Origin of the sequence: Streptomyces sp. PA03-6a (genome assembly GCF_033792765.1) — a bacterium.
Lineage (GTDB): Bacteria > Actinomycetota > Actinomycetes > Streptomycetales > Streptomycetaceae > Actinacidiphila.
The window spans coordinates 1-22918 of record NZ_JARAVK010000093.1 but is presented as its reverse complement, the minus strand read 5'-3'; the positions used below and the strand labels follow the sequence as shown (position 1 = coordinate 22918).

General features: G+C 73.5%; 22 protein-coding genes. 13 read left to right on the top strand and 9 right to left on the bottom strand.

What is annotated here, in order from left to right; genetic code table 11:
• Positions 1–4 precede the first annotated feature (4 nt).
• Entirely contained in the window at positions 5–1363 is a 1359-nt protein-coding gene (locus PV350_RS22445; protein ID WP_500335637.1) for a dipeptidase, read from the bottom strand.
• Between the two features lie 157 nt (positions 1364–1520).
• Between PV350_RS22445 and PV350_RS22440 the strand changes: the two genes are divergently transcribed.
• Together PV350_RS22440 and PV350_RS22435 are read left to right on the top strand one after the other, a co-directional pair.
• On the top strand, positions 1521–2750 hold the full coding sequence (locus tag PV350_RS22440; RefSeq protein ID WP_499510709.1) for a geranylgeranyl reductase family protein: 1230 nt from the start codon (positions 1521–1523) through the stop codon (positions 2748–2750).
• A gap of 57 nt (positions 2751–2807) precedes the next feature.
• On the top strand, positions 2808–3479 hold the full coding sequence (locus tag PV350_RS22435; protein WP_499510708.1) for a DUF4230 domain-containing protein: 672 nt from the start codon (positions 2808–2810) through the stop codon (positions 3477–3479).
• Here PV350_RS22435 and PV350_RS22430 read toward each other — a convergent pair.
• Positions 3472–3930 (bottom strand): nitroreductase/quinone reductase family protein, encoded by a 459-nt coding sequence (locus tag PV350_RS22430; RefSeq protein ID WP_500335635.1) that lies wholly within the window; start codon positions 3928–3930, stop codon positions 3472–3474. The genes PV350_RS22435 and PV350_RS22430 overlap by 8 nt on opposite strands.
• 150 nt (positions 3931–4080) lie before the next feature.
• Between PV350_RS22430 and PV350_RS22425 the strand changes: the two genes are divergently transcribed.
• From PV350_RS22425 to PV350_RS22415, 3 genes are read left to right on the top strand one after another with little or no spacing between them, the layout of a single operon-like run.
• Positions 4081–4800: a TetR/AcrR family transcriptional regulator gene (locus PV350_RS22425; protein WP_499510706.1), complete on the top strand. Its 720-nt coding sequence runs from the start codon at positions 4081–4083 to the stop codon at positions 4798–4800.
• Between the two features lie 58 nt (positions 4801–4858).
• Positions 4859–6127 (top strand): sensor histidine kinase, encoded by a 1269-nt coding sequence (locus tag PV350_RS22420; protein WP_500335632.1) that lies wholly within the window; start codon positions 4859–4861, stop codon positions 6125–6127.
• Positions 6124–6789 carry a transcriptional regulator gene (locus tag PV350_RS22415; RefSeq protein WP_499510704.1) on the top strand — a complete coding sequence of 222 codons (666 nt, stop codon included), beginning with the start codon at positions 6124–6126 and terminating at the stop codon, positions 6787–6789. Before PV350_RS22420 ends, PV350_RS22415 begins: the two co-directional genes overlap by 4 nt.
• Positions 6790–6845: 56 nt before the next feature.
• Here PV350_RS22415 and PV350_RS22410 read toward each other — a convergent pair whose 3' ends face one another.
• Positions 6846–8342, bottom strand: coding sequence for an MFS transporter (locus PV350_RS22410; RefSeq protein WP_500335630.1), 1497 nt, complete (start codon positions 8340–8342; stop codon positions 6846–6848).
• Positions 8343–8429: 87 nt separating this feature from the next.
• On the opposite strand from PV350_RS22410, the gene PV350_RS22405 reads away from it, so the two are divergent.
• A complete protein-coding gene (locus PV350_RS22405) occupies positions 8430–8825 on the top strand; it encodes a MarR family winged helix-turn-helix transcriptional regulator (RefSeq protein WP_499510702.1) in 396 nt (131 codons plus the stop codon).
• A 30-nt stretch (positions 8826–8855) separates the two neighbouring features.
• Here the strand turns inward: PV350_RS22405 and PV350_RS22400 are convergent, their stop codons facing one another.
• The 3 genes from PV350_RS22400 to PV350_RS22390 all read right to left on the bottom strand — a co-directional run bounded on the left by PV350_RS22400 (position 8856) and on the right by PV350_RS22390 (position 11592).
• Positions 8856–9323, bottom strand: a complete 468-nt coding sequence (locus PV350_RS22400) for a DUF4442 domain-containing protein (protein ID WP_500335628.1) — start codon at positions 9321–9323, stop codon at positions 8856–8858.
• Positions 9324–9391: 68 nt separating this feature from the next.
• Positions 9392–10138 (bottom strand): maleylpyruvate isomerase family mycothiol-dependent enzyme, encoded by a 747-nt coding sequence (locus PV350_RS22395; RefSeq protein ID WP_499510700.1) that lies wholly within the window; start codon positions 10136–10138, stop codon positions 9392–9394.
• 215 nt (positions 10139–10353) lie between these two features.
• Positions 10354–11592 (bottom strand): MFS transporter, encoded by a 1239-nt coding sequence (locus PV350_RS22390; protein WP_499510699.1) that lies wholly within the window; start codon positions 11590–11592, stop codon positions 10354–10356.
• A 17-nt stretch (positions 11593–11609) separates the two neighbouring features.
• On the opposite strand from PV350_RS22390, the gene PV350_RS22385 reads away from it, so the two are divergent.
• Positions 11610–12833 carry an ROK family protein gene (locus PV350_RS22385; protein WP_500335625.1) on the top strand — a complete coding sequence of 408 codons (1224 nt, stop codon included), beginning with the start codon at positions 11610–11612 and terminating at the stop codon, positions 12831–12833.
• 30 nt (positions 12834–12863) lie between these two features.
• Here the strand turns inward: PV350_RS22385 and PV350_RS22380 are convergent, their stop codons facing one another.
• Positions 12864–13760, bottom strand: coding sequence for a DUF2797 domain-containing protein (locus tag PV350_RS22380; RefSeq protein ID WP_500335623.1), 897 nt, complete (start codon positions 13758–13760; stop codon positions 12864–12866).
• Positions 13761–13908: 148 nt separating this feature from the next.
• On the opposite strand from PV350_RS22380, the gene PV350_RS22375 reads away from it, so the two are divergent.
• The 3 genes from PV350_RS22375 to PV350_RS22365 are packed head-to-tail and all read left to right on the top strand — an operon-like array spanning position 13909 to position 17557.
• Positions 13909–14217: an SHOCT domain-containing protein gene (locus PV350_RS22375; protein ID WP_499510696.1), complete on the top strand. Its 309-nt coding sequence runs from the start codon at positions 13909–13911 to the stop codon at positions 14215–14217.
• On the top strand, positions 14214–14984 hold the full coding sequence (locus PV350_RS22370) for an ABC transporter ATP-binding protein (protein WP_500335621.1): 771 nt from the start codon (positions 14214–14216) through the stop codon (positions 14982–14984). The genes PV350_RS22375 and PV350_RS22370 overlap by 4 nt, the downstream gene beginning before the upstream one ends.
• Complete coding sequence (locus PV350_RS22365; protein WP_500335619.1) at positions 14981–17557, top strand: ABC transporter permease; 2577 nt, start codon at positions 14981–14983, stop codon at positions 17555–17557. Before PV350_RS22370 ends, PV350_RS22365 begins: the two co-directional genes overlap by 4 nt.
• A gap of 64 nt (positions 17558–17621) precedes the next feature.
• Here PV350_RS22365 and PV350_RS22360 read toward each other — a convergent pair whose 3' ends face one another.
• Both PV350_RS22360 and PV350_RS22355 read right to left on the bottom strand, forming a co-directional pair.
• The gene (locus PV350_RS22360) at positions 17622–18179 is read right to left on the bottom strand and encodes an ATP-binding protein (protein WP_499510693.1); all 558 of its coding nucleotides are present in this window, start codon (positions 18177–18179) and stop codon (positions 17622–17624) included.
• A gap of 189 nt (positions 18180–18368) precedes the next feature.
• Positions 18369–18677: a hypothetical protein gene (locus PV350_RS22355; RefSeq protein ID WP_499510692.1), complete on the bottom strand. Its 309-nt coding sequence runs from the start codon at positions 18675–18677 to the stop codon at positions 18369–18371.
• Between the two features lie 158 nt (positions 18678–18835).
• Here PV350_RS22355 and PV350_RS22350 point away from each other — a divergent pair, with 158 nt between their 5' ends.
• From PV350_RS22350 to PV350_RS22340, 3 genes are all read left to right on the top strand, one after another.
• Positions 18836–19933 carry a PLP-dependent cysteine synthase family protein gene (locus PV350_RS22350; RefSeq protein ID WP_500335649.1) on the top strand — a complete coding sequence of 366 codons (1098 nt, stop codon included), beginning with the start codon at positions 18836–18838 and terminating at the stop codon, positions 19931–19933.
• A 93-nt stretch (positions 19934–20026) separates the two neighbouring features.
• Positions 20027–21427, top strand: coding sequence for a GlnX family signal transduction membrane protein (locus tag PV350_RS22345; protein WP_500335617.1), 1401 nt, complete (start codon positions 20027–20029; stop codon positions 21425–21427).
• Between the two features lie 90 nt (positions 21428–21517).
• Entirely contained in the window at positions 21518–22708 is a 1191-nt protein-coding gene (locus PV350_RS22340; RefSeq protein ID WP_499510690.1) for a hypothetical protein, read from the top strand.
• Positions 22709–22918: the final 210 nt, after the last annotated feature.

Below are 22918 nucleotides of genomic sequence, written 5' to 3'. Positions count from 1 at the left end.
GGGCTCAGACGGCCTTGGCGGCGTACTTCCGGAGGAAGAGCGCCTCGGTGAGCGAGAGCTTCTCCAGTTCTTCGGGGGAGACGCTCTCGTTCACCGCGTGGATCTGCGCCTCCGGCTCGCTCAGGCCGATCAGCAGGATCTCCGACTCGGGGTAGAGCGTGGCCAGGGTGTTGCAGAGCGGGATCGAGCCGCCCATGCCGGCGATCTCCATCTGCGTGCCGTACGCGGTGTGCATCGCCTCCGCCATGGAGGCGTACGCCGGGCTGGAGGTGTCCGCGCGGAACGGCTGACCGCTGCCGACCTGGGTGACCTCCACGCGGGCCCCCCAGGGGGCGGCCGCCTCCAGGTGGGCGATCAGCAGCTTGGCCGCCTGCTGGGCGTCCACGCCCGGCGGGACCCGGAGGCTGACCTTGGCACCCGCGGTGGCCTGCACGGACGGCGTGGCGCCGACCACGGGAGGGGCGTCGATGCCGATGACGGTGACCGACGGGCGGGCCCAGAGGCGGTCGGCGACCGTGCCGGTGCCCATCAGCTCGACGCCGTCGAGCACCTTGGCGTCGGCGCGGAAGTCGCCCTCGTCGTACTGCAGCCCGTCCCAGGCGGCGTCGGCGGTGAGGCCCGCCACGGTGGAGGCACCCGAGTCGTCGTGGAGCGTGTGCAGGATGCGGACCAGGGCGGCCAGCGCGTCCGGTGCGGCACCGCCGAACTGGCCGGAGTGCAGATTGCCCTCCAGGGTGGTCACCTTGACGTCGACCAGCGCCATGCCGCGCAGGGTGGCCGTGACGGTCGGCAGGCCGACGCGGAAGTTGCCGGAGTCGCCGATGACGATCGCGTCCGCGGTGAGGAGTTCGGGGTGCTCCTCCGCGTAGCGCTCCAGACCGCCGGTGCCCTGCTCCTCCGAGCCCTCGGCGATGATCTTCACGCCGACCGGGACCCCGCCGTTCTCGCGCAGCGCGCGCAGGGCGGTGAGGTGCATGATCAGGCCGCCCTTGCAGTCGGCCGCGCCGCGCCCGTACCAGCGGCCGTCGCGCTCGGTGAGCTCGAACGGCGGCGACAGCCAGCCGGCCTCGTCCAGCGGCGGCTGCACGTCGTAGTGCGCGTACAGCAGCACCGTGGGCGCCCCCTCCGGCCCGGGCAGGTAGCCGTACACCGACTGCGTGCCGTCCGGGGTGTCCAGCAGGGCGACGTCCTCGAAGCCCTCGGCGCGCAGCGCGTCGGCGATCCAGGAGGCGGCCCGCTCGCACTCGCTCGTGGGGAACTGCCGCGGATCCGCCACCGAGCGGTACGACACCAGCTCGGCCAGCTCGGTCCTGGCCCGCGGCATCAGTGCGGCGACGGTTGCGGCGAGTGGTGCGGCGGACATGGGCGCTCCTGATGGGTGGGACAGGGTCGAACGCGATGTTCGTGGACCGGTGGTCGTGATCGATGGTGCCACAGGCGGCCTCGCTCACCCCGCGGATTAGTATGCGGCTGAGCAGGGGCGACGGCAGTCGGCAGGTCGAACGGGAGCGGAAGCACACGTGAGCAGCGAGTACCAGGCGCAGGACGGCGGTTCGGCGGAGGACGTCGACGGCACGCAGGTGTGGGACGTCGTCGTGGTGGGTGCCGGGCCGGCCGGGGCCTCGGCGGCCTACGCCGCGGCAAGTGCGGGACGCCGTGTGCTCCTGCTGGAGAAGGCCGAACTGCCGCGTTACAAGACCTGCGGCGGTGGCATCATCGGGCCCTCCCGCGACGCGCTGCCGCCGGGCTTCGAGCTCCCGCTGCGCGACCGGGTGCACGCGGTGACCTTCAGCCTCAACGGCCGGCTCAGCCGCACCCGCCGGTCGCGGCAGATGCTCTTCGGGCTGATCAACCGGCCCGAGTTCGACGCCCAGCTGGTGGACGCGGCCGTCGACGCGGGCGCGCGGCTGCGGACCGGGGCCCAGGTCTCCCGGGTCGAACAGCACGGCACCTCCGTCCCGGACCGGCGGACCGTCGCGGTGGTGCTCAACGACGGCGAGACGATCCTGGCCCGCGCGGTGGTCGGCGCCGACGGCTCGGCGAGCCGGATAGGCGCCCACGTCGGCGTCAAGATGGCCCAGGTCGACCTGGGGCTCGAGGCCGAGATCCCGGTGCCCGCGGAGGTCGCCGAGGACTGGGCGGGCCGGGTGCTCATCGACTGGGGCCCGCTGCCCGGCAGTTACGGGTGGGTCTTCCCCAAGGGCGACACCCTGACCGTCGGCGTCATTTCGGCGCGCGGCGAGGGCGCGGCCACCAAGCGCTACCTGGAGGACTTCATCGGCCGGCTGGGTCTGGCCGGTTTCGAGCCGAGCATCTCCTCCGGCCACCTCACCCGCTGCCGTGCCGACGACTCCCCGCTCTCCCGCGGCCGCGTGCTGGTCTGCGGTGACGCGGCGGGCCTGCTGGAGCCGTGGACCCGCGAGGGCATCTCCTTCGCACTGCGCTCCGGCCGCCTGGCGGGGGAGTGGGCGGTGCGGATCGCCGAGGCGAGCGACGCGGTGGACGCGCGGCGCCAGGCCCTGAACTACGCGTTCGCCGTCAAGGCCGGCCTCGGGGTCGAGATGGGCGTCGGCCGCCGGATGCTGGGCGTCTTCGAGAAGCGTCCGGGTTTGCTGCACGCGGCTCTCACAACCCTCCCCCCGGCGTGGAACGCCTTCGCTAAGATCACCCGCGGTTCCAGCTCGCTCGCCGAGCTGGTCCGTACGCATCCGCTGGCCCGTCGCGCGCTGGAGTCGTTCGACCGTCGTTGACCTCCTGATGGCACCCTCCTGGGCGTCATAAAGGCGGAGTTGAGGGGCAGAGACGTTATGGGAGGTGTCCTCGTCATGCCCTTGAGGAACGTAGACGGAAGACTGCCGTGGTGGGTGCGTACACTCACCGGGCTCGTCGTGCTCGGCGGACTTCTGTTCCTGGTCGCGCGCGCGGACCTGATACCGGGTCTGCCCAATCCCTTCGCCGAGGAGACCAAGGACCGCAGTGGTCCCGTGGTGCTCAAGGCGATCCAGGACATGAGCCGCTTCGAAGGAGCAAGTGGCCAGTTCCAGGTCGTGGTCGACCTGGAGAAGGACGCCAAGTTCCTTCCCGACGCCGTGCGCGGCAGGCGCACGCTCTACGTGGGGTCCGGCAGTGTCGACGCCTACGTGGACCTCGGTGACGTGGGCCCGAAGGGCGTCACCGTCTCCGAGGACCGGACCTCCGCCGTCATCACGCTGCCCCACGCCCAACTCGAGCGGACCTCGCTCGACCCCGACCATTCCTACGTGGTGGCCCAGGAGCGCGGTTTCTTCGACCGGCTCGGTGACTTCTTCTCCTCCCACCCGGGGGACGAACAGCAGGTCCAGCAACTCGCCGCGAAGAAGATCCAGCAGGCGGCCAAGTCCACCGAACTGGCGAAGCGGGCGGAGACCAACACCCGGGCCATGCTGGAACAGCTGCTGACCTCGCTGGGGTTCGAGAAGGTGGAGGTCCGCTTCAGCTGACGCGCCGGAGCTCGGTGATGCGGAAGACCGGGTGCTTGTGGGCTATGGCGCGCAGTTCCTCGTCGGTGGAGTCCGCCCCCACGCCGCCGAAGAACACGCCCACCTCGGCCTTCCAGCGCTTGAGGTAGGCACGCAGCACCTCGGGCTTGACGTCGTCACCGACCTCGGTCGCGCTGAACTCCTCGACCTTCCTGCCCAGCAGCAGTTGACCGCCGCCGGCGGCGCGCATGTTGTGCGTCCACTGGACGTGCCCGCGCGGCGCCACGAGGTAGCGCTCCCCGTTCACCACCAGCAGGTTGACCGGGGTGCGCCGCCACTCCCCGCTCTTGCGGCCGCGGACGGCGAGCACGCGGGAGCCCCACACGCTCAGACCGCGGCGGGTGAGCCAGGCCACCGCGCGGTTGAAGACGTTGACCGTGAACCAGCCGGGCTTGATGACGTGCTCGGACATGAGGACTCCTCCGTGACGCGCGGGCCGTGGACCGAGAGTGGTCCGTGAGCGGTGCTCTCGCTTGAGAACAGTGTGCACGCCCTGTCGCTCCATGGCAAGAGCACTGCTCTCTTTCTTGGTCGTCGCTCCATTCGTGGATACACTGATCGCATGAGCGTCATCCGAACGGCCAGGGAACGGGCCCGCGACGAAGTGACCGCGGCCATCAAGGAAGAGGCGCGCCGGCAGCTCGCCGACGAAGGCGCCTCGAGGCTCTCGCTCCGCGCCGTGGCGCGGGAGCTGGGCATGGTCTCCTCCGCGCTCTACCGCTACTTCCCGAGCCGGGACGAGTTGCTCACCGCCCTCATCATCGATGCCTACGACGCGGTGGGCGCCGCCGCCGAGGAGGCCCTGGCCCGTGCAGGCGGCGACCCCGTGGAGCGCTGGAGCGAGGTCTGCCGGGCCGTACGCCGCTGGGCCCTAGGCCATCCGCACGAGTACGCCCTCATCTACGGCTCCCCCGTGCCCGGCTACTCCGCGCCGCTCGACACGATCGGACCCGCGTCCCGGGTCGGGCTGGCACTGATCGCCGTGGCCGAGCAGGCCCACATCGCGGGGGCGCTCGCCGCCTCCCCGGCCGACACCCCACTGTCGGAGGCCGCCCACGCCGACGCCTGGCGGCTCAGCAAGGACCTCGACCGCGACCTGCCGGCACGGGCGATCCCCTCCCTCGTGGCCGCCTGGGCGCAGCTCTTCGGCCTCGTCAGCTTCGAGGTGTTCGGCCAGTTCAACAACGTGGTCGAGGCGCGGGACGACTTCTTCGACCACGCCGTCGCGGGCCTGGCGCACCAAGCCGGGCTCCGCCGTGAGCGCGTACTCCACGGGGAGTAGACGCGATCACCCCGCCGACCGGACGCCGACCCGCCGCCCCCCGGTCTAGCGTGGCCGCATGAGCGACGACGTGACACGGGGCGGCGGCCCGCCCTGGGGGCCCTGGTGGCGCCACACCGGGCCCGCCCACTCCCACGGCGGTGGCGAGCGCCTGCGCCACCCGTGGATCTCGTCGCTGATCATCGCCGTCGTCCAGGTGGTCGGCACCACGGCCGCCGCGCACAACGCGCCCGGCCGGGTCATCCTCGGCCACCTCGGGTACGCGCTCCTGCTCGCGGGGCCGGTCCTGCTCCTGTGGCGCAACCTCGCGCCCGTCGCGGTCGCCGCCGCCGTCTCGGCCGTCACGCTCGCGTACGTCGCCGCCGGTTACCCGTACGGTCCGGTCTTCCTGAGCATTGTCGCCGCCTACTTCACGGCCGTCGCCGCCGGTCGCCGCAGAGCCGTCCTGATCATCGCCGCCGCCCTGTACACGGCCTACCTGCTCATCACCGTGTGGCTGTACCGCTGGCTGCCGCCCGCCGGGGACGAGGCCGCCTCGTGGGCCCAGGTGTCGGGGGCCGCCGCCTGGCTGCTGGCGATCCTCGCCGTCGCCGAGCTGTGGCGGCTGCGCAGGGAACAGTTCGTCCGCGACCGGCGGGAGCGGGCCGAGGCCGAACGGCGCCGCGCCGACGAGGAGCGGCTGCGCATCGCCCGCGAGCTGCACGACGTGCTCGCGCACAGCATCTCGGTCATCAACGTGCAGGCGGGGGTGGCGCTCGCCCTCATGGACGAGCGCCCCGAGCAGGCCCGGCAGGCACTGACCACCATCAAGGCGGCCAGCAAGGAGGCGCTCGGCGAGGTCCGCCAGGTGCTCGGCACCCTGCGCAGCCCCGGGGAGGCACCCCGCTCGCCCGCCCCGGGCCTGGACCGGTTGCCCGAACTGCTCGAACAGGCCGCGGGCGCGGGCCTGGCCGTCGACATCACCCGCGACGGCCGCACCGGCGCCCTGCCACCCGGCGTCGACCTGGCGGCGTTCCGCATCGTCCAGGAGGCCCTGACGAACGTCATCCGCCATTCCGGCTCCCGTACCGCCCGCGTCCACGTCACCCGCCGCCGGGACGCCGTCGAGCTGCGGGTCGACGACGACGGCCCCGCCACCACGACCGCCGACCACGCCCCCGACTCCGGTGGCGGCAACGGGCTGCTCGGCATGCGCGAGCGTGCGGCGGCGCTCGGCGGCACGGTCGAGGCCGGACCCCGTGCCGACGGCGGCTTCCGCGTCATGGCCCGTCTGCCGCTCGCCGCCGGCGCCGCGGTGGCGCCCGTCCCCGACAAGGAGAACCCATGACCCGGGTCCTGCTCGCCGACGACCAGCTCCTGGTGCGCGCCGGCTTCGCCGCCCTGCTGGACGCCCAGCCCGACATCGAGGTCGTGGGGGAGGCCTCCGACGGCGCCCAGGCGCTGCGCCTGGTCCGCGAACTCACCCCGGACGCGGTGCTGATGGACATCCGCATGCCCGTCATGGACGGACTGGAGGCCACCCGCCTGATCACCGAAGACGCGGCGCTGACCGGGGTCAGGGTCGTCATCCTCACCACGTTCGAGCTCGACGAGTACGTCTTCGAGGCCATCCGGGCGGGCGCCTCCGGCTTCCTGGTCAAGGACACCGAGCCGGAGGAACTGGTGCGTGCCGTACGGGCGGTGGTGGACGGCGACGCGCTGCTGTCGCCCGGCGTGACCCGGCGGCTCATCGCCGAGTTCGCCGCCCGGTCCAAGGAGCCCTCGGCAGCGGCGGAACTCGACCGGCTCACCGAGCGGGAGCGCGAGGTGATGGCCCTGGTCGGGATCGGTCTGTCCAACGAGGAGATCGCACGCCGCCTGGTGGTGAGCCCGCTCACCGCCAAGACGCACGTCAGCCGCACGATGGTGAAGCTCGGCGCCCGGGACCGGGCCCAACTCGTCGTCCTCGCCTACGAATCCGGTCTGGTGCGGCCCGGCTGGCTCGGCTGAACCGCAGGGGCCCGCGCGGACCGTGGTCCGCGCGGGCCCCCAGGCCGGCGAGCGGATCAGTCCCGCACCGGGACCTTGCGCTCCTCGCCCACCGGCGTGGCGGTGTCGGAGGAGGCGACCACGAAGCCGTACGACACCCTGCGGCGCAGCCCCGTGAGGGTGATCAGCAGTCCGGCCAGGGCGATCGCGCTGACGACGACCAGCCCTGGGCGGTAGCTGTCGAGTACGGCCTGCGGGGAGGCGGGGTGACCGTCATCGGACCCGGCGGTGATCGCGGCGGTCACCACCGCGAGGAAGATGGCGCCGCCCACCTGGAAGGAGGTGTTCAGCAGGCCGGAGACCATGCCCTGCTCCTCGTCGCGCACGCCGTTGGTGGCCTGGATGTTGAGCGACGGGAAGACCAGCGCGCACGCGGCGCCCAGCAGCAGCATCGACGGCAGGATCACCGCGGCGAAACTCGGGGTGAGGTCGACGCGCAGGAAGAGCACGTAGCCCGCGAACAGCAGGGTGAACCCGGTGGCGATCACCCGCGGCGTGCCGAAGCGGTCCACCAGCGGACCGATGCGCGTGGAGGCGATCGCCACCAGCGCTCCTGCGGGCAGGAAGGCGAGCGCGGTCTGCAGCGCCGACCAGCCCAGCAGCGACTGCATGTACTGGGTGACGAGGAACTGGAAGCCCACGTAGGAGCCGAAGAAGGCGGCGCCGCCCAGGTTGGCGCGGATCTGGTGGGGCGAACGCAGGACGCCCAGCCGGATAAGGGGGTGGCTGCTGCGGTGCTCGATCACCGCGAAGGCGGCCAGCAGGACGGCGACGGCGGCGAAGGAGAGCAGGGTGCGGGCCGAACTCCAGCCCGCTTCGGGGGCCTGGACGACGGTGAAGACCAGCAGCAGCATCGCCCCGGTGCCGGTCAGGGCGCCGGGCAGGTCGTAGCCGCGGCCGGTGTGCCGCTCGCGGGGGCTCGACGGGATCAGGCGGATGCCGGCCACGAGGGCAAGGACGGCCACGGGCGCGGGCAGCAGCATCGTCCAGCGCCAGCCCACCTCGGTCAGCAGGCCGGACAGGACCAGACCCATGGAGAAGCCGGTCGCGCCGCAGGTGGTGTAGATGCTGAGGGCGCGGTTGCGGACCGGTCCCTCGGCGAAGGTCGTGGTGATGATGGACAGTCCCGCCGGGGCGGTGAACGCCGCGCTCAGACCCTTGATGAAGCGGCTGGCGATGAGCAGTTCGCCGGAGTCGACGAGTCCGCCGAGCAGGGACGCCAGGGCGAACACGGCCAGCGCGACGAGGAAGACCCGGCGCCGGCCGAGCAGGTCGGCGGCACGGCCGCCGAGGAGCAGCAGGCCGCCGTAGCCGAGGATGTAGCCGCTGACGACCCACTGGAGCGACGAGGTGGACAGGTCGAGGTCGTCCGCGATGGACGGGAGGGCCACGCCGACCATCGAGACGTCCAGGGCGTCGAGGAAGAGCGCGGCGCAGAGCACCAGCAGGGTGCCCCACTGCCGGGCGCTCCAGCGCCCGTCGGAACCGGGGACGGCGGTGTGCGGAGAGGTCATGCCGAGGAACACTACATGCATGTGCATCAGATGCAAGCGCATTTAATGTGCGTACATCTAGTGTTGATTTTCTGCTATCCTGCGGCCATGACCGGCGTGAAGAGTGAGCATGTGCTCGTGGAGCGGTGGCGGGAGGTCCTCTCCCTGCACGCGCGCACCGCGTGCGAACTCGACCGTGAGCTGAACCCGCACGGACTCGGGGCGAGCGACTTCGAGGTGCTCGACCTGCTCGCCGAGGGCAACCCCGACGACGGCGGATGCACCTACCGCGTCCAGGAGCTCGCGGACCGCGTGCACCTGAGTCAGAGTGCGCTCTCCCGGCTGGTCGGCCGGCTGGAGAAGGACGGCCTCGTCAGCCGGGGGATCTGCAGCGAGGACCGGCGCGGGGTGCGGGTCGCGCTGACCGAGGCGGGCCGGGTGCGCCACGGGGAGGTCAAGCCCGTCCAGCGCGCCGTCCTGGAGCGGATGCTCGGCCAGGCTTGAGGGTGCCCGGCGTCGCCGGCGTCCTTCCGCTCAGCGGGAGTCGCGCTTCCGGCGGACGTACAGCTGCTTGCGGACCCTGGCCACGACCGTCCCGTCGTCCGCGACGACGTCGTTCTCGAACCACACCAGGGCCTTGTCGCCGCCCGCGGTGAGCTCCCTGATCTCCTCGAGCCGGTGCTCGGTCAGCTTGAAGTCGGCGAACACGTCCCCCTTGCCGGGCGAGACGAACTCGATCTCCGCCGCACGGTCCCACACCAGGTAGTCGCGCCCGAGGCGGTTCATGACCAGCAGCATCCAGAAGGGGTCGCTCATCGAGAAGAGCGATCCGCCGAAGTGGGTGCCCACGTAGTTGCGGTTGAAGCGGTGGAGCCGCAGCCGGACCCGGGCCGAACTCCAGTCGTCGGCGATGTGCAGGACGCGGATGCCGGAGAACAGGTAGGGCGGCCACCAGGTGATCGCGCGGCGCAGGGCGGCGGGTGTGAGGGAACGTCGTGCCATGCGCAGACGCTAGCACGTGAAGTTACCCACGGGTAACCGGGGCGCCGCCCCGCGTCGCGCCCGGTGCGTCAGTCGATCGCCGCCGTGCGCCGCCACAGTTCGATCACGGAGTCGTCCCCCGTCACCTGCAGCTTCTCGTACGCACCCCGGTTCCAGAGGGTGAGGTAGAGCTCCTCGGCGGTGCCGCTCACCGTGCAGTCCGCCTCGCCCGGCGCGGGCCGTTCGACGGCCAGGGGATCGGCCGACATGCGCGCGAACCAGTCGTCCCGCGCGGCGTCGGTGTCGGTCGTGCGCACCCGCAGCGTCCTGGGCGTCCCGCTGCGGACCCGGCTCTTGGGCCGGGCGTGGAAACCGGCGAGCAACTCGTCGATGCCGTCGGCCGCGAACCCCGGATCCACCGGGGACGGGGCCCGGCCCAGGGCCAGTTCCGCGTCGACCCGGTGGACCGCCGTCTCGTGCGCCTGGCGCCGCGCCCAGAAGGCCCGCGGGGAGGGGGCTTTGAGGAAGTACCAGCACTCCAGGTCGGCGGGCGCCGCATCGAGGGCCGCGACCAGCAGCCCGTGGCCCTCGCGGAACCAGGGGAGGAGCGAGGCGTCGTCCCTGGGGGCCTCGGCCTCGATGGGCTCCGGCTGCCGCCGCCCCTCCGCGACGTAACGCGTCGCCCAGCGGTGCACGATGCCTTGATGGCGGACCAGTTCGCGCACGCGCCAGCCGGGGCAGGACGGCACCTCGGCGTCGAGCCCGGCCGCTTCCGCCGCGTCGGCGAGCAGTGCGCCGTCGCGTCGCAGCACCTCGATGAACTCGGCTGTCTCCATGACGCGATTGTGGCAGCCGGCACCGACAGCCGGGCCCGTGAATACCCAGTGTGCGGGTCGACGCCGGCGGCGGGCCCGCGCCACCACGCCGCACAACACCGCGTTGAGGACCGCCGACACCACGGCCGCCGCCACCGCCGCCGACCAACCACCCCAGCCGTGGGCGGCGTCGGCCGTCCGGTCCCCGCACGCCGGGGGAACCCGGATGCGACGCGTCAGACTCCGGCGGCCGCGGACGCGTGCCGGGTCGTGTGCGCGACCACGGCGGCCACCGCCGCCAGCGCGGCGACCGTGGTCAGCGCGACCGGCAGCCCGAAGGCGTCGGCGAGGAAGCCGATCGTGGGTGGCCCGAGCAGGAAGCCCGCGTACCCCAGGGTGGAGGCGGTGGCCACACCGCCGGGGCCGCCGAGGGCACCGGCCCGGCCGATGGCCACGGGGAAGACGTTGGCGAGCCCGAGCCCGGTGAGCGCGAAACCGGCCAGGACGAGCCAGACCTCGGGACCGAACGCCCCCAGCAGCATCCCGGCGCAAGCCGTCAGTCCGCCCAGCACCACCGCCCGGGTCGGGCCGAGCCGCAGCAGGAGGGCGGTGCCGGAGAGGCGTCCGACGGTCATCGCGAGGGCGACGGCGGCGTATCCGGTGGCCGCGAGGGCCGGACCGGTGTGCAGGTCCTCCTGAAGGTGGAGCGGACCCCATTCGGCGAGCGCTCCCTCGCCGTATGCGGTGCACAGCGCGATCAGGCCGAAAACGGCGACCATCCGCCGGGCGCCTGCCTGACGCGCCCCGTCGTGCGCACCCTCCATGGCGACGCCCGGGGGATCCGCGGGCTCCGCGGTACGGGGGACGGCGGGTCCGAGCAGGAGCCGCCCGAGCAGCACCGTGGCCAGGAGCCCGAACACCGCCACGCCGACGAGGTGCTGGGCCGGCGTCAGCCGCGCGGCCAGTGGTCCGCCGACGCCCGCCCCGACCAGTCCGCCAAGGCTGTACGCCGCGTGGAAACCGGGCATGATGGGGCGCCGCAGAGCGGCCACCAGGTCGACGGCGACGCTGTTCATCGCGACGTTCATGCCGCCGAAGCCCACGCCGAGCAGGAGCAGTACGAGACCGAGGGCGAGGGGGGAGTGGGTGAACGGGGGCAACGCGACGCCCAGTGACAGGACGGCGCCAGTGCCGACGGTCACCTGCCGGGCCCCGAAGCGCCGGCACAGCCGCCCGCTGGGGATCATGGTGGCGACCGCCCCCGCCGACACACCGAGCAGCGCGAGGCCGAGCGCTCCAGCCGAGGCGCCGACCTGCTCCTTGACGGCGGGGATGCGAACGACCCAGCCGGCGAAGACGAATCCGTCCAGGGCGAAGAACGCGGTCAAGGCGACACGCAGGCGCCGCAACGGGGGCGGCGGACTTGCGCGATCTTGCCGGGCGAGTACGCTCCGTATTTTGTTTAGGCTCGGCACAAAGTGAGAATAGGACTGTGACCCAGACTCGGACAAGGTTGGAGCGGGGCCGTGGTGCGCTCGGCCCCGCGCTCGCGCTCGTGCACACCGGGCGTGCCCCCACCCGCGCCGTGCTCACCGCCGAACTCGGCGTGACGCGGGCGACCGCGGGGGCCGTCGCCGCCGAGCTGGAGGCACTGCGCCTGATCCGGGTCGACACCCGGCCAGGCGGACCCGCCGGAGCGCAGGGCCGGCCCTCGCACCGGCTCGCCGTCAACCCCGAGGGGCCCGTCGTCCTCGCCGCGCAGATCCACGCCGACGGATTCCGCGCCGCCCTGGTCGGACTCGGCGGCCACATCCTCGCGTCCACTCCGGTCACCATGACCGTGCCCGCGGACCCCGCCCGGGTCCTCGGTGCCGTCGTCGAGGCCGGCGCGGAGCTGCTGCGCGCCTCCGGCCGGGCGTGCGCGGGCGCCGGCCTCGCCGTGCCCTCCGCCGTCGCCGAGCCGGAAGGCGCCGCGCTCAACCCCCTGCACCTCGCCTGGCCCGCGGGCGCACCCGTCCTGGACATCTTCCGCGAGCAGATCGAGCGGTCGGGCATCATCGCCCCCAACGGGGCGCCGCCGCCGTGCTTCGTCGGCAACGACGTCAACGTCGCCGCGCTCGCCGAGCACCGGCACGGTGCGGGGCAGGGAGCCGAGCACCTGCTGGTCGTCGCCACCGGCCACCGCGGCGTGGGTGGTGCGCTCGTCCTGCACGGCAAGCTCCACACCGGCAGTGCCGGACTCGCCCTGGAGGTCGGCCACCTCACGGTCAACCCCGAGGGCCGCCCCTGCCATTGCGGCAGCCGCGGCTGCCTCGACGTCGAAGTGGACCCCCTCGCCTTCCTGGAGTCCGCTGGCCGCATCCCCGGCCCCGAGGGCTCGCTGCCCGACCAGTGCCGTGCCCTGCTCCGCGAGGAGTACGACGACCCCGCGGTGCGGCGCGCCGCCGACAGCCTCATCGACCACCTCGGCCAGGGACTCGCGGGACTGGTCAACGTCCTCAACCCCGACCGGATCCTGCTCGGCGGTCTGCACCGCTGGCTGCTCGACGCCGACCCGGGACGGCTGCGTGCCGTCGTCGCCGAACGCAGCCTGTGGGGGCGCAGCGGCGGCATCCCGCTGCTCGCCTGCGCCCTGGACCACAACAGCCTCGTCGGGGCCGCGGAACTGGCCTGGCAGCCCGTGCTGGACGACCCGCTCACGGCGCTCGGCGCCTGAGGTCCACCTCCGGCAGTCGCCGGCGCACCGTCAGAACAACGGCTCCGGAGGCTCGGTGGCCTGCGGCAGTGCCTTCGTGGGCGGGGCCGGCAGGTCCTCCGCCGACGCGGTGAGCGGCCATCCCGGCACCAGGTGCGTGTCGAGCAGCAGGACACCGCCGGCCGGCCCGGCCGTGCGGAGGTAGACGTCGCCCCCGGCCACCGCCACGACGGTGCCGCCCAGGGCAGTACCCGGGGCGAGCCCGGTCACCGCGGCGGTGGCCTGCGGCGCGTCGGGCTCCAGGCCGAAGACGGCCGCGTGGTCGACGGGTCGGAACCCGGTGGCGGTCAGTGTGTCCCGCCAGTCGGGGACCGCGGCCGCCGCCTCGTGGAGGGCCCGGAGCCCGGCCACCCGTGCGGCTGCGGGTGGCAGCGCGGCGCGGGCGGCACGCTTCGCGGACGTCGCCACCCGGTCCGGGATGCCCAGCGCCGTCCCGAGGACCGACTCGGCGCGGCGCGCGGCCATCAGCGGCCCCCGCCCCAGGAACGTGAAGCAGATCGCGGCCTGTTCGAGCAGCCGCGCGCTGCCCCGCTCGGCCGCCGTGATGCCGACCTTGCCCAGACCCGGGCCGAACCAGGCCAGGTACACCGCGAAGGTCCGGGGGTCGTCCAGCCGCGTGTCCGCCGCCACGGACCGGGAGCGGTCCAGTGCCGCGCACTGCTCGCACTGGTCGCGGCGGACCTGCGCGGGAAGTTCTGCGGCCCGGGGGCACGGAGTCCAGCGCCCTGAACGCCACACGCCCATGCACTGCCGCACCGCGCCCGGCTCCACGGCGAGCGCCAGCGGGTCGCCGAGGCGCACGGGACTGCGCCGGTCGCCGTGGCGGGGGTGCCACCAGGTCCACGCCGGCCCCCCGGACACCCATCGCAGACCTGTGCATCGCCACATGATCCGCATGCTAGGCGCAGGCACCGACAGCGCCCGTACTCCCCGGGTGGTACCCGCGGTGCCGCTGACCGTACGACGACCGGCGGCCGCTCGCGGACCAGTCTCGTAGTGCCGGGAAACCACGGCATCACCAAGGAGACGATTCGCGATGGACGCCAACGCACTGACCTCGCTCGCCGACCACTGGGACGGGGGCCCCGGCCCCTGGATCCTGTTCTTCCCGCTGATCTGGGCCGCCGTCATCGGAGGCGTCGCATTCGTGCTGCGCCGCGCCGCGTGGCGCAGGGGCCTCGGCCGCGGCCCCTGGCACGCCCGGGCCGCGATCGGCGAGCACTCGCCGATCGCCGTACTGGGCCGCCGCTTCGCCGCGGGCGAGATCGACGAGGACGAGTACTGGCGCCGGCTGTCCGTCCTGGACGAGCAGTTCGGCCGCTTCCCCAAGGGCGGGGAGCGATGACCGCCGCCCGTGTCGTCGACGCGGTCAAGATCTACGGTGCGGGCGACGCCCGGGTGCGTGCCCTGGACGGGGTCACGGTCGGGTTCCCCAGCGGGCGGTTCACCGCGATCATGGGTCCCTCCGGATCGGGGAAGTCCACCCTCATGCACTGCGCCGCCGGCCTGGACACCCTCACCTCAGGGACCGCCTGGATCGGCGACACGGAGCTGGGGGCGCTCGGCGACCGGCAGTTGACGCTGCTGCGCCGGGAGCGGGTCGGCTTCGTCTTCCAGTCCTTCAACCTGCTGCCGACCCTGACCGTGGCGGAGAACATCACCCTGCCGCAGGACCTGGCCGGTGCCGGGACGGACCGCGAGTGGGTGGCCGCCCTGATCGACGTCGTGGGCCTGGGCGACCGGCTGCGGCACCGCCCGAGCGAGCTCTCCGGCGGCCAGCAGCAGCGCGTGGCGGTGGCCAGGGCGCTGGCCGGGCGGCCCGAGGTCGTCTTCGCCGACGAGCCCACCGGCAACCTCGACTCGCGGTCCGGCGAGGAGGTGCTGCGCCTGCTGGGACGGGCCGTCCACGAGATGGGCCGCACGGTCGTCATGGTCACCCACGACCCGGTCGCCGCCGCCCACGCCGACGAGGTCGTCTTCCTCGCCGACGGACGCCTGGTGGACACGATGCCCGATCCGAGCGCGGAGAAGGTCCTCGACCGCATGAAGGCCTTCGACACCGCCCGCGACGCGGGACGCGGCACCGCACTGCGGCAGCGGGTGACGTCATGAGCGCGCCGGCCGGGCCGGTCCGCGCGTCCCTGCGGCTGAGCCTGTCCTCCCTGAGGGCCCACAAGCGCCGGTTCGCCGGCACCTTCCTGGCGGTCTTCCTGGGTGTCGCCTTCCTGGCCGGCACCATGGTGATGGGCGACACCCTGCGCGCCGGCTTCGACACGCTCTTTGGAAACGCCAACAGCGGCACCGACGTGGTCGTCCGCAGCGCCGACGTCGTCACCGTCCCCGGGGAGGGACAAGGCACCCGCGAACCCGTCGACACCGCGCTCGTCGCGCGGCTGCGGGCCGTGCCCGGAGTGGCGGCCGTCGCGCCCGGCATCGAGGGCGCGGGCCAACTCGTCGGCCGTGACGGCGAGCCCGTCGGCGGTCAGGGCCCGCCGACCCTCGCCGGGAACTGGATCGACGACGCCGGGCTCAACCCGTACGCCCTTGCCGAGGGCCGCGCCCCCAGGGCCGCCGGCGAGGCAGTGGTGAACCGTGCCGCGGCCGAGCAGGGCGGGCTGGGCATCGGCGACACGACCGTGCTGCGCACCCCCGACCCGCTGCGGGTGACGATCGTCGGCCTGGTGACCTTCGGCGGCGAGGACGGCATGGGCCAGTCGACCTTCACCGGCCTCACCCGCGCCGACGCCGAGCGCCAACTGATGCCGAGGCCCGGCCGGGCGTCCACGATCAAGGTGCGCGCGGCATCCGGTGTCGGCCAGGAAGAGCTGGCGAGGCGCGTCGCGGGCGTGCTGCCCCACGGTGTCGAGGCGATCACCGGTCAGCAGGCCACGGACGAGAACCTCGACCAGGTCTCGGGCCGGTTCCTGTCGCTGTTCACGACCCTGCTCACGGTCTTCGCCGGGATCGCCCTGCTCGTGGCGACCTTCAGCATCCACAACACCTTCGCGATCGTCGTCGCCCAGCGCACCCGGGAGAACGCCCTGCTGCGGGCGCTCGGCGCGTCCAGGCGCCAGGTGCTGGGCTCGACGCTCACGGAAGCCGTGGCCGTGGCGCTGGCCGCCTCGGCCGCCGGGCTCCTCGGCGGGATCGGCATCGCGGCCGGGCTCCAGGCGCTGTTCCCGGCCGTCGGATTCCCCTTCCCGGACGAGGGACTGGTCGTCGGCGCCACCGCCATGGCCGTACCGCTCGGCGTCGGCCTGCTCGTCTGCACCGGCTCGGCCGTGCTGCCCGCCGTCAGGGCCGGGCGGACGGCGCCGCTCGCCGCGCTGCGCGAGACGGCGGTGGACCACTCCGGTGCCTCGCGCGGACGGGCGGCGCTGGGGGCCGCGCTGGCGGTGGCCGGTGCCGCGACGACCGTGGCGGGCGCGACGGGCACGCCGGAGGTGTGGCTCGCCTCCACCGGAGCCGCCGTGGTCGTCGTCGCGTTCGTCGTCCTGGGGCCGGTCGCCGCCTCGTACGCGGTACGCGTCCTGGGAGCACCGCTCGCCCGGCTGCGCGGTGCCACCGGGGCGCTGGCCCGGCGGAACGCGCTGCGGAGCCCGAAGCGGACGGCGGCCACCGCCACCGCGCTGATGATCGGCGTCGCGGTCGTGTCGCTCTTCACGGTCTTCGGTGCCTCCCTGAAGGCCACCATGGACCGGACCGTCGACCGCTCCTTCGCCGGCGACGTCGCCCTGACCGCCTCGGGGTTCGGTGCGGGTGCGAACGGTCTCAGCCCGGGGCTCGCCCCCGCGGTGGCGAAGCTGCCGGAGGTGGCGACGGCGGTCGGGCTCGGCAGAGGCGTCGCCGAAGTCGACGGCGGTGGGCGACAGCTGACGGTCACCGACCCTGTCGCCCTGACGCGCGTGCTCGACCTCGGTGCCGTCGACGGCTCCCTGAGCGGCCTCGGCCGGGACGGCATCGCCGTCTCCCGCAAGGAAGCGGACAAGCACCTCTGGAAGCCGGGCAGCACCATGGTGCTGGCGTTCGCCGACGGCACCCGCCAGACCTTCACCGTGCGCGCCGTCTACCCGGAGGCCGGCCTCGGCGGCGACTACATCGTCACCCGCGCTGCCTGGGCACCGCACAAGGTGCAGGACGCCGACGACCTCGTCGCCGTCGCCTTCAAGAAGGGCGTCGCCCTCGACGAGGGCCGCACAGCCGTCCAAGGAATCGCCCGGCAGTACGGCAACCCCGAGGTGCAGACCCGCGAGGAGTACGCGCAATCCGCCGCCTCGGGCGTGGACATCATGCTGACGCTCGTCTACGCACTGCTTGCGCTGGCCGTCCTCATCGCGCTGCTCGGCATCGCCAACACGCTCACCCTCGCGGTGCACGAGCGCACCCGCGAACTCGGGCTGCTGCGCGCGGTCGGGCAGACCAGGAGCCAGCTGCGGGCCATGGTCCGCTGGGAGTCCGTCCTGGTCGCCGCCTTCGGCACGGCCGGCGGCCTGGCGCTCGGGGGGTTCCTCGGCTGGGCACTGGTCAAGGCGTCGGACGGCGCGGGCACGAGCGCCTTCGCGGTGCCGCCCGTCCAGCTCGCGGTCGTCGTGCTGGTCGGGCTGGCCGCCGGAGTCCTGGCCGGATGGCGTCCGGCCCGGCGCGCGGCGCGTCTGGACGTACTGAGGGCCATCGCAGCGGAGTGACTCCGCCGACGACGGCCCGGGGGCCACGGCCGCCGTGCCCCTGCGGGGGTGCGGCGGCCGCGCGTCAGACCAGCACCGGTTCGGCCGCGGCCGGGACCAGCCGATCGAGTACCGGGGCCCAGGCCTCCGGCGTCTCGGGGAGCACCGGCAGCGTCCGCGGGGCGACCTTGCGGACGACGGCCGCCGACACCTGCTCGGTCATCGCCCTGGACGAGACCGTCGCCTCGGCCCGGAGCGTGAACCACACGACCTTGCCACCGTCGTTGACGGTCTCCGTGCCCCAGCTGTCGCTCATCGACACGACCATGGCGAGGCCGCGGCCGCAGGTGGCCAGGGGCTCGAACTCGCGGACCCGCGGCAGGCGCGGATCGCTGTCCGAGACGGCGACGGTGAGCCAGCCGGAGGCGAAACTCAGCTCGACGGAACAGCGCTTGTCCGGCCGGGCGTGCCGGTGGACGTTGCCGAGCAGTTCGGTGATGCCCAGCAGAGTGGGGTCGATCAGGGGGTCCAGCCGCCAGTACCGCAGTTGAGCGGCGACGATTCGGCGTACCTGCTGGATCCGGGACGGCAGTGCCTCAAGTTCCAGGGCACACTGCCGTTTACTGCCTTCTGAGCTGATCACGGCTGCGACTCCCTCCGCGGTGAGGGCGCGCCCCTGTGATCGGGGCATGCCCCGCCCGCATGGTATGGGAACACCTTTGCGGGATTGCTGTGAGTGACTGCTGCAGTGACTCCGTGACGCCACTCAAGGATCACCCCGATGGATGCTTACCGCAACTCCGTGAACGCGGAGAGTGCTGTTCCGTTCGGCTCAGCGGCGCGCGACCCGCTCCCGGGCCGTGCGCAGGGCGTCCAGGAAGCGGCCCGCGGACGCCGTGCCCTGCGTGCGCAGGGTCAGCAGGTAGCCGGTGCCGTTGAGCCGTGTCAGGGTGCGGCGCCGCACCGCGAAACGCGGGGTCAGGGCGTGGACGTCCTCCACCGGGGCGCTGTCGATCTCCCGCCCGCGGCTGGTGAGCAGCACCAGGCGGCCGTCACGGATCAGGACCTGCCCGCCCCGGGTGAGCGACCGCAGCCGCCGTCCGATCCGCACCCCTGTGGCGGTGAACTCCGCTTCGGCCACGGCGCATCCCCTCCTTCGTCCGCTCGAAGTCTGCCCGCTCCGGGGGGCGTGGCACCAGCGCCTGCATATGATCGGGAGACGGGCGCGAACGGAAGGCGGCGCAGGTGGACAGCAGCGAGAAGGGTGACCGCGAAGACCGTGCGAGGGCGACGGAGGCGATGCCCACCGTCGACGTGGACCGGACCGACCCGGACTACCGGGGGTGGCTGAAGGAGGCCGTGCGCAAGGTCCAGGCGGACGCCAACCGCTCCGCCGACACACACCTGTTGCGCTTCCCGCTCCCCGACGCCTGGGGCATCGACCTCTACCTGAAGGACGAGTCGACCCACCCGACCGGCAGCCTCAAGCACCGCCTCGCCCGTTCGCTGTTCCTCTACGGCCTGTGCAACGGCTGGGTCCGGCCGGGCAAGCCCGTCATCGAGGCCTCCAGCGGTTCGACCGCGGTGTCCGAGGCGTACTTCGCCGCTTTGATCGGCGTGCCGTTCATCGCCGTGATCCCGCGCACCACCAGCTGGGAGAAGCAGCGGCTGATCGAGTTCCACGGCGGCCGGTGCCACCTGGTGGACGACCCGCGGACGGTCTACGAGGTCTCCGCCCGCCTCGCGGAGGAGACCGGCGGCCACTACATGGACCAGTTCACCTACGCCGAGCGCGCCACCGACTGGCGCGGCAACAACAACATCGCCGAGTCGATCTACCAGCAGCTGCGCCTGGAACGGAACCCCTGCCCGGCGTGGATCGTGGCCACCGCCGGCACCGGCGGGACCTCGGCCACCATCGCCCGCTACATCCACTACATGCAGTACGAAACCCTGGTGTGCGTCGCGGACCCGGAGAACTCGGTTTTCTTCGACGGCTGGGTGAGCGGCGACGACTCCGTGTGCTGCGACCGCGGTTCACGGATCGAGGGCATCGGCCGCCCGAGGGTGGAGCCGAGTTTCGTGCCCGGTGCCATCGACCGGATGATGAAGGTGCCGGACGCGGCGTCGGTGGCGGCGGTCCGCGCCCTGGAGGCGGCCATCGGGCGCAAGGCCGGGGGATCGACGGGCACCGGCCTGTGGAGCGCCTTCAAGATCGTCTCGGAGATGGTCGCGGCGGACCGCACGGGCAGTGTCGTCACCTTGCTGTGCGACCCCGGCGACCGGTACCTGGACAAGTACTATTCCGATGCCTGGGTCGCCGAACAGGGCCTGGACGTCACGCCGTACGCCGTCACCATCGACGCCTTCCTGACGGCGGGGAGCTGGCCGGACTGACCCGGCCCGCCCGTTCCGTTCTGTTACGTCGTGGTCACCAGGAGTCCGCCGGAGTACCGCCTTCCCTTCCACGGGCGCTCTTAGCGTCCGGATATGACGATCTCTCACGTCGCGCCTCCGGCGGTCGCGCCGCCGTCCCCCGCGCCCGGTGCGTCCGCACCGCCGGTGCGCCGGGCGCCGGTACCGCCCGTCCGGGCGCGGCGCCGGCGCATGCCGCCCCCGGCGCGCCTGGTCGTCCAGGCGACCGCCGCGCTGGTGGCCGTCCTCGCCCTGTGCCTCGCCGTGGTCGTCGGGGCCGTCACCGTACGGTCGGACGCCGAGCGGTTGCGCGACACCTCCGCGCACCGCGCCGCCGTCACCGCGGAACTCCGCTTCGCCCTGGCCGATCTGGACGCCCAGCGCGCCAACCAGCTGGTGCCCGGCCACGCGGTCGACGACCCCGAGGTGTCGGTCGGCAACCGCCTCCTCGCGCTCATCACCGCCCAGCAGCGCCGGGCCCAGGCCAGCGACCTGCTCCGGCAGCTCGGCGGCGACGAGGCCCATGCCGCGCAGGTGCGCGGCATCCTCGACCTGCTCGGGCGCTACGACGACGCCAGCGGCCGTGCCGCCTACGTCGACGAGCAGCACCACGAGCGGGCCGCGGGCCACCCGCCGGCGGTCGCCGTCGCCTTCTCCGCCGAGGCGGGCGACATCATGCACGGCCACCTGCTGCCCAAGGTCGCGACCCTGGCGCAGGCCTACGACGTGCAGGCCACGGCGGCGTCGCGCACCGCGCAGGACGCCGCCGTGCGCTCGGCCGTGGCCGTGGGGCTCCTGGGCCTGGTCGCCGTCGCCGTACTCCTGTGGTGGCAGCGGGACCTGACCCGCCGTTACCGCCGGGTCCTCAATCCCGCGCTGGCCGCCGCCACGTCCGCGGCGCTCGGGGTCACCCTCGCCGGCGTGTTCTCCTTCACCGGCGCCGCCGCCGACCTCGACGCGGGGACCCGGGACGGACTGCGCCCCTGGTCCCGGCTCGCACAGGCCCGCGCCGTCGCCGCGGAGGCTGCCGCCACGCAGAGCCGCTGGCTCGTCAACGGCGCCGAGCCGCAGCAGCGCGCCGAACTCGACGCGCTCAACCGGCGGCTGGACGGCCTGCTGGGCCCCGACGGCTGGGCCGCGGCGGACGAGCGTCCCGCGTACGCCGACGTCAACGAGCGCTACGGGCACTTCCGCGCCGACGACCGCAAGCTCGTCGAGCTGATGGCCGGCAAGCGGATCGACGAGGCGGCCGTGGTGCTCACGGACGTCGGGCGCGGCGAGGTGGGGTTCGACTTCTGGGACTTCGCGACCACCCTGGACGTCCTCGCGCAGGACCAGCAGGCCGACTTCACCGTGCGCACGGACGCCGCGCGCTCCGCGCTCGACGGCTGGCCCGCCGTTCCCGCGGGCGTCCTCGGCATCGCCGCGGCCCTCGTCGTGGTCGGTGTGCGGCCGCGGCTCGCGGAGTACCGGTGAGGCGGTGGTCCCGGGGCCGACGGGGCTTGTGGGGAAACTGCGTTCGGTTATAGAAAGGCCTGTCAGTCCGATCTTGTGAAAGAGCTTCCGGTGACCACCACTCCGCCGCCCCCCGACGACGTCCCCTCCGTGCCCGACGACATCTGGGAGCGGTTCGTCCAGGACAGCGAGGCGGAGATCCGTGCGTCGGCGCCCAAGGAACCCTCCGCGCGGGCCCGTATGGTCACCGAGCGACTGCGGCAGCAGGACGCGGAGGCGGCGCGCCGCACCAAGCGCAAAGGGCGCGGCAACCCGCCGCCCGCGCAGCCCGAGGGCTGGCGCACGGGCCCCGCGGTCTACGCGGTCGAGGCGCGCGGCCACCGGCGCCGCCGGTGGCTCGGGCTGGTCGGCGTCCTCGTCGCCGTCGGGGTCCTGCTGTTCGCCTTGAACCCGGGCTGGGCGCTGGACGCGATACGCGGCAGCGCGGCCCCGGACCCCTCGCCGCTCCCCGTGGAGACCGCGCGGCCGACCGGCGCCCCGTCGAAGGAGGCGTTCCCCGGCACGCCCACGCTCGAGGACCCGTTCGCCGGCTCCCCGGCGAAGCAGTACGCCGACGGCGCCGCAGGGATCGTCCCGCCGAAGGCGCGGTCGGCCGGCTGGATGACGTCGGCGCAGGTGAAGGCCGCCCTCAAGAACGTCAAGGCGTACCTGGTCGACACCAACCTCGACCCCGCGACGCTGCGGGGCGAACGGCCTGACGCCGCCTTGGGGATGATCGATCCGAGTCAGCGCGAACTGCGCACCCGGTTCGAGACGGCCTTCCGCAAGCCGACCGGGAAGAACGACCCGCTCCGGCTCGCGGTGCGCTTCAAGCCCTCCGAAGTCGCCCTGGCGGGAGACGTGGTCAAGACCCGCGGCCGGATGACCTTCGCGAAGGGCGAGGACCGCGCCGTCGTCGTCCACGCCGACTACACCTTCGTGTACCCCCTGGTGCAGGCGGAGCCCGGGTCCACCGAGGTCGCCCGGACGATCATCCGCCGCATCCTGGATGTTGAGTTCCCCGACCCGTCCCGCTACCGGGTGACCCCCGGCAAGTTCGCGATCACCCTGTACGTCGACGACGTCGCCAACACGGCCTGCTCCGTCCACGACGGCTGGCTCCACCCGCAGTTCGCCTCCGACGCCTCGCCGGGTGACGACCCCGGTCGGTCGGGGCCCACCGTCGATCCCTACGACCGCAGCAGGGACCTCACGGCCGGGCGGACGGGGTCAGAGGGCTGCGGCACCGTCTCCCGTACCTGAGGCCCCGGCCCCGCCGGGGCCCCAGGTACGGGAGACGGTGCGGGAGCCCCCTGACGCGGTCGGCCCGGCCGTGAGGGCCCTGCTGCGGGCGGAGGGCTCGGCGGTGCGCCCAGACCGACCGGGGTCCTGAGCTGGCGCGGCGTCGGAGGCGGACTGCGGGTGGAGCCAGCCGTCGTGGGCGGATGAGGGCGTGGTGGCCAGCGGTGGGAC

What these genes read in the sequence shown, in the direction of transcription:
- PV350_RS22445 (WP_500335637.1), bottom strand. Translation starts at nt 1,363, where the DNA reads ATGTCCGCCGCACCACTCGCCGCAACCGTCGCCGCACTGATGCCGCGG.
- PV350_RS22435 (WP_499510708.1), top strand. Translation starts at nt 2,808, where the DNA reads ATGGGAGGTGTCCTCGTCATGCCCTTGAGGAACGTAGACGGAAGACTG.
- PV350_RS22430 (WP_500335635.1), bottom strand. Translation starts at nt 3,930, where the DNA reads ATGTCCGAGCACGTCATCAAGCCCGGCTGGTTCACGGTCAACGTCTTC.
- PV350_RS22425 (WP_499510706.1), top strand. Translation starts at nt 4,081, where the DNA reads ATGAGCGTCATCCGAACGGCCAGGGAACGGGCCCGCGACGAAGTGACC.
- PV350_RS22420 (WP_500335632.1), top strand. Translation starts at nt 4,859, where the DNA reads ATGAGCGACGACGTGACACGGGGCGGCGGCCCGCCCTGGGGGCCCTGG.
- PV350_RS22415 (WP_499510704.1), top strand. Translation starts at nt 6,124, where the DNA reads ATGACCCGGGTCCTGCTCGCCGACGACCAGCTCCTGGTGCGCGCCGGC.
- PV350_RS22410 (WP_500335630.1), bottom strand. Translation starts at nt 8,342, where the DNA reads ATGACCTCTCCGCACACCGCCGTCCCCGGTTCCGACGGGCGCTGGAGC.
- PV350_RS22405 (WP_499510702.1), top strand. Translation starts at nt 8,430, where the DNA reads ATGACCGGCGTGAAGAGTGAGCATGTGCTCGTGGAGCGGTGGCGGGAG.
- PV350_RS22400 (WP_500335628.1), bottom strand. Translation starts at nt 9,323, where the DNA reads ATGGCACGACGTTCCCTCACACCCGCCGCCCTGCGCCGCGCGATCACC.
- PV350_RS22395 (WP_499510700.1), bottom strand. Translation starts at nt 10,138, where the DNA reads ATGGAGACAGCCGAGTTCATCGAGGTGCTGCGACGCGACGGCGCACTG.
- PV350_RS22380 (WP_500335623.1), bottom strand. Translation starts at nt 13,760, where the DNA reads ATGTGGCGATGCACAGGTCTGCGATGGGTGTCCGGGGGGCCGGCGTGG.
- PV350_RS22375 (WP_499510696.1), top strand. Translation starts at nt 13,909, where the DNA reads ATGGACGCCAACGCACTGACCTCGCTCGCCGACCACTGGGACGGGGGC.
- PV350_RS22370 (WP_500335621.1), top strand. Translation starts at nt 14,214, where the DNA reads ATGACCGCCGCCCGTGTCGTCGACGCGGTCAAGATCTACGGTGCGGGC.
- PV350_RS22365 (WP_500335619.1), top strand. Translation starts at nt 14,981, where the DNA reads ATGAGCGCGCCGGCCGGGCCGGTCCGCGCGTCCCTGCGGCTGAGCCTG.
- PV350_RS22350 (WP_500335649.1), top strand. Translation starts at nt 18,836, where the DNA reads ATGCCCACCGTCGACGTGGACCGGACCGACCCGGACTACCGGGGGTGG.
- PV350_RS22345 (WP_500335617.1), top strand. Translation starts at nt 20,027, where the DNA reads ATGACGATCTCTCACGTCGCGCCTCCGGCGGTCGCGCCGCCGTCCCCC.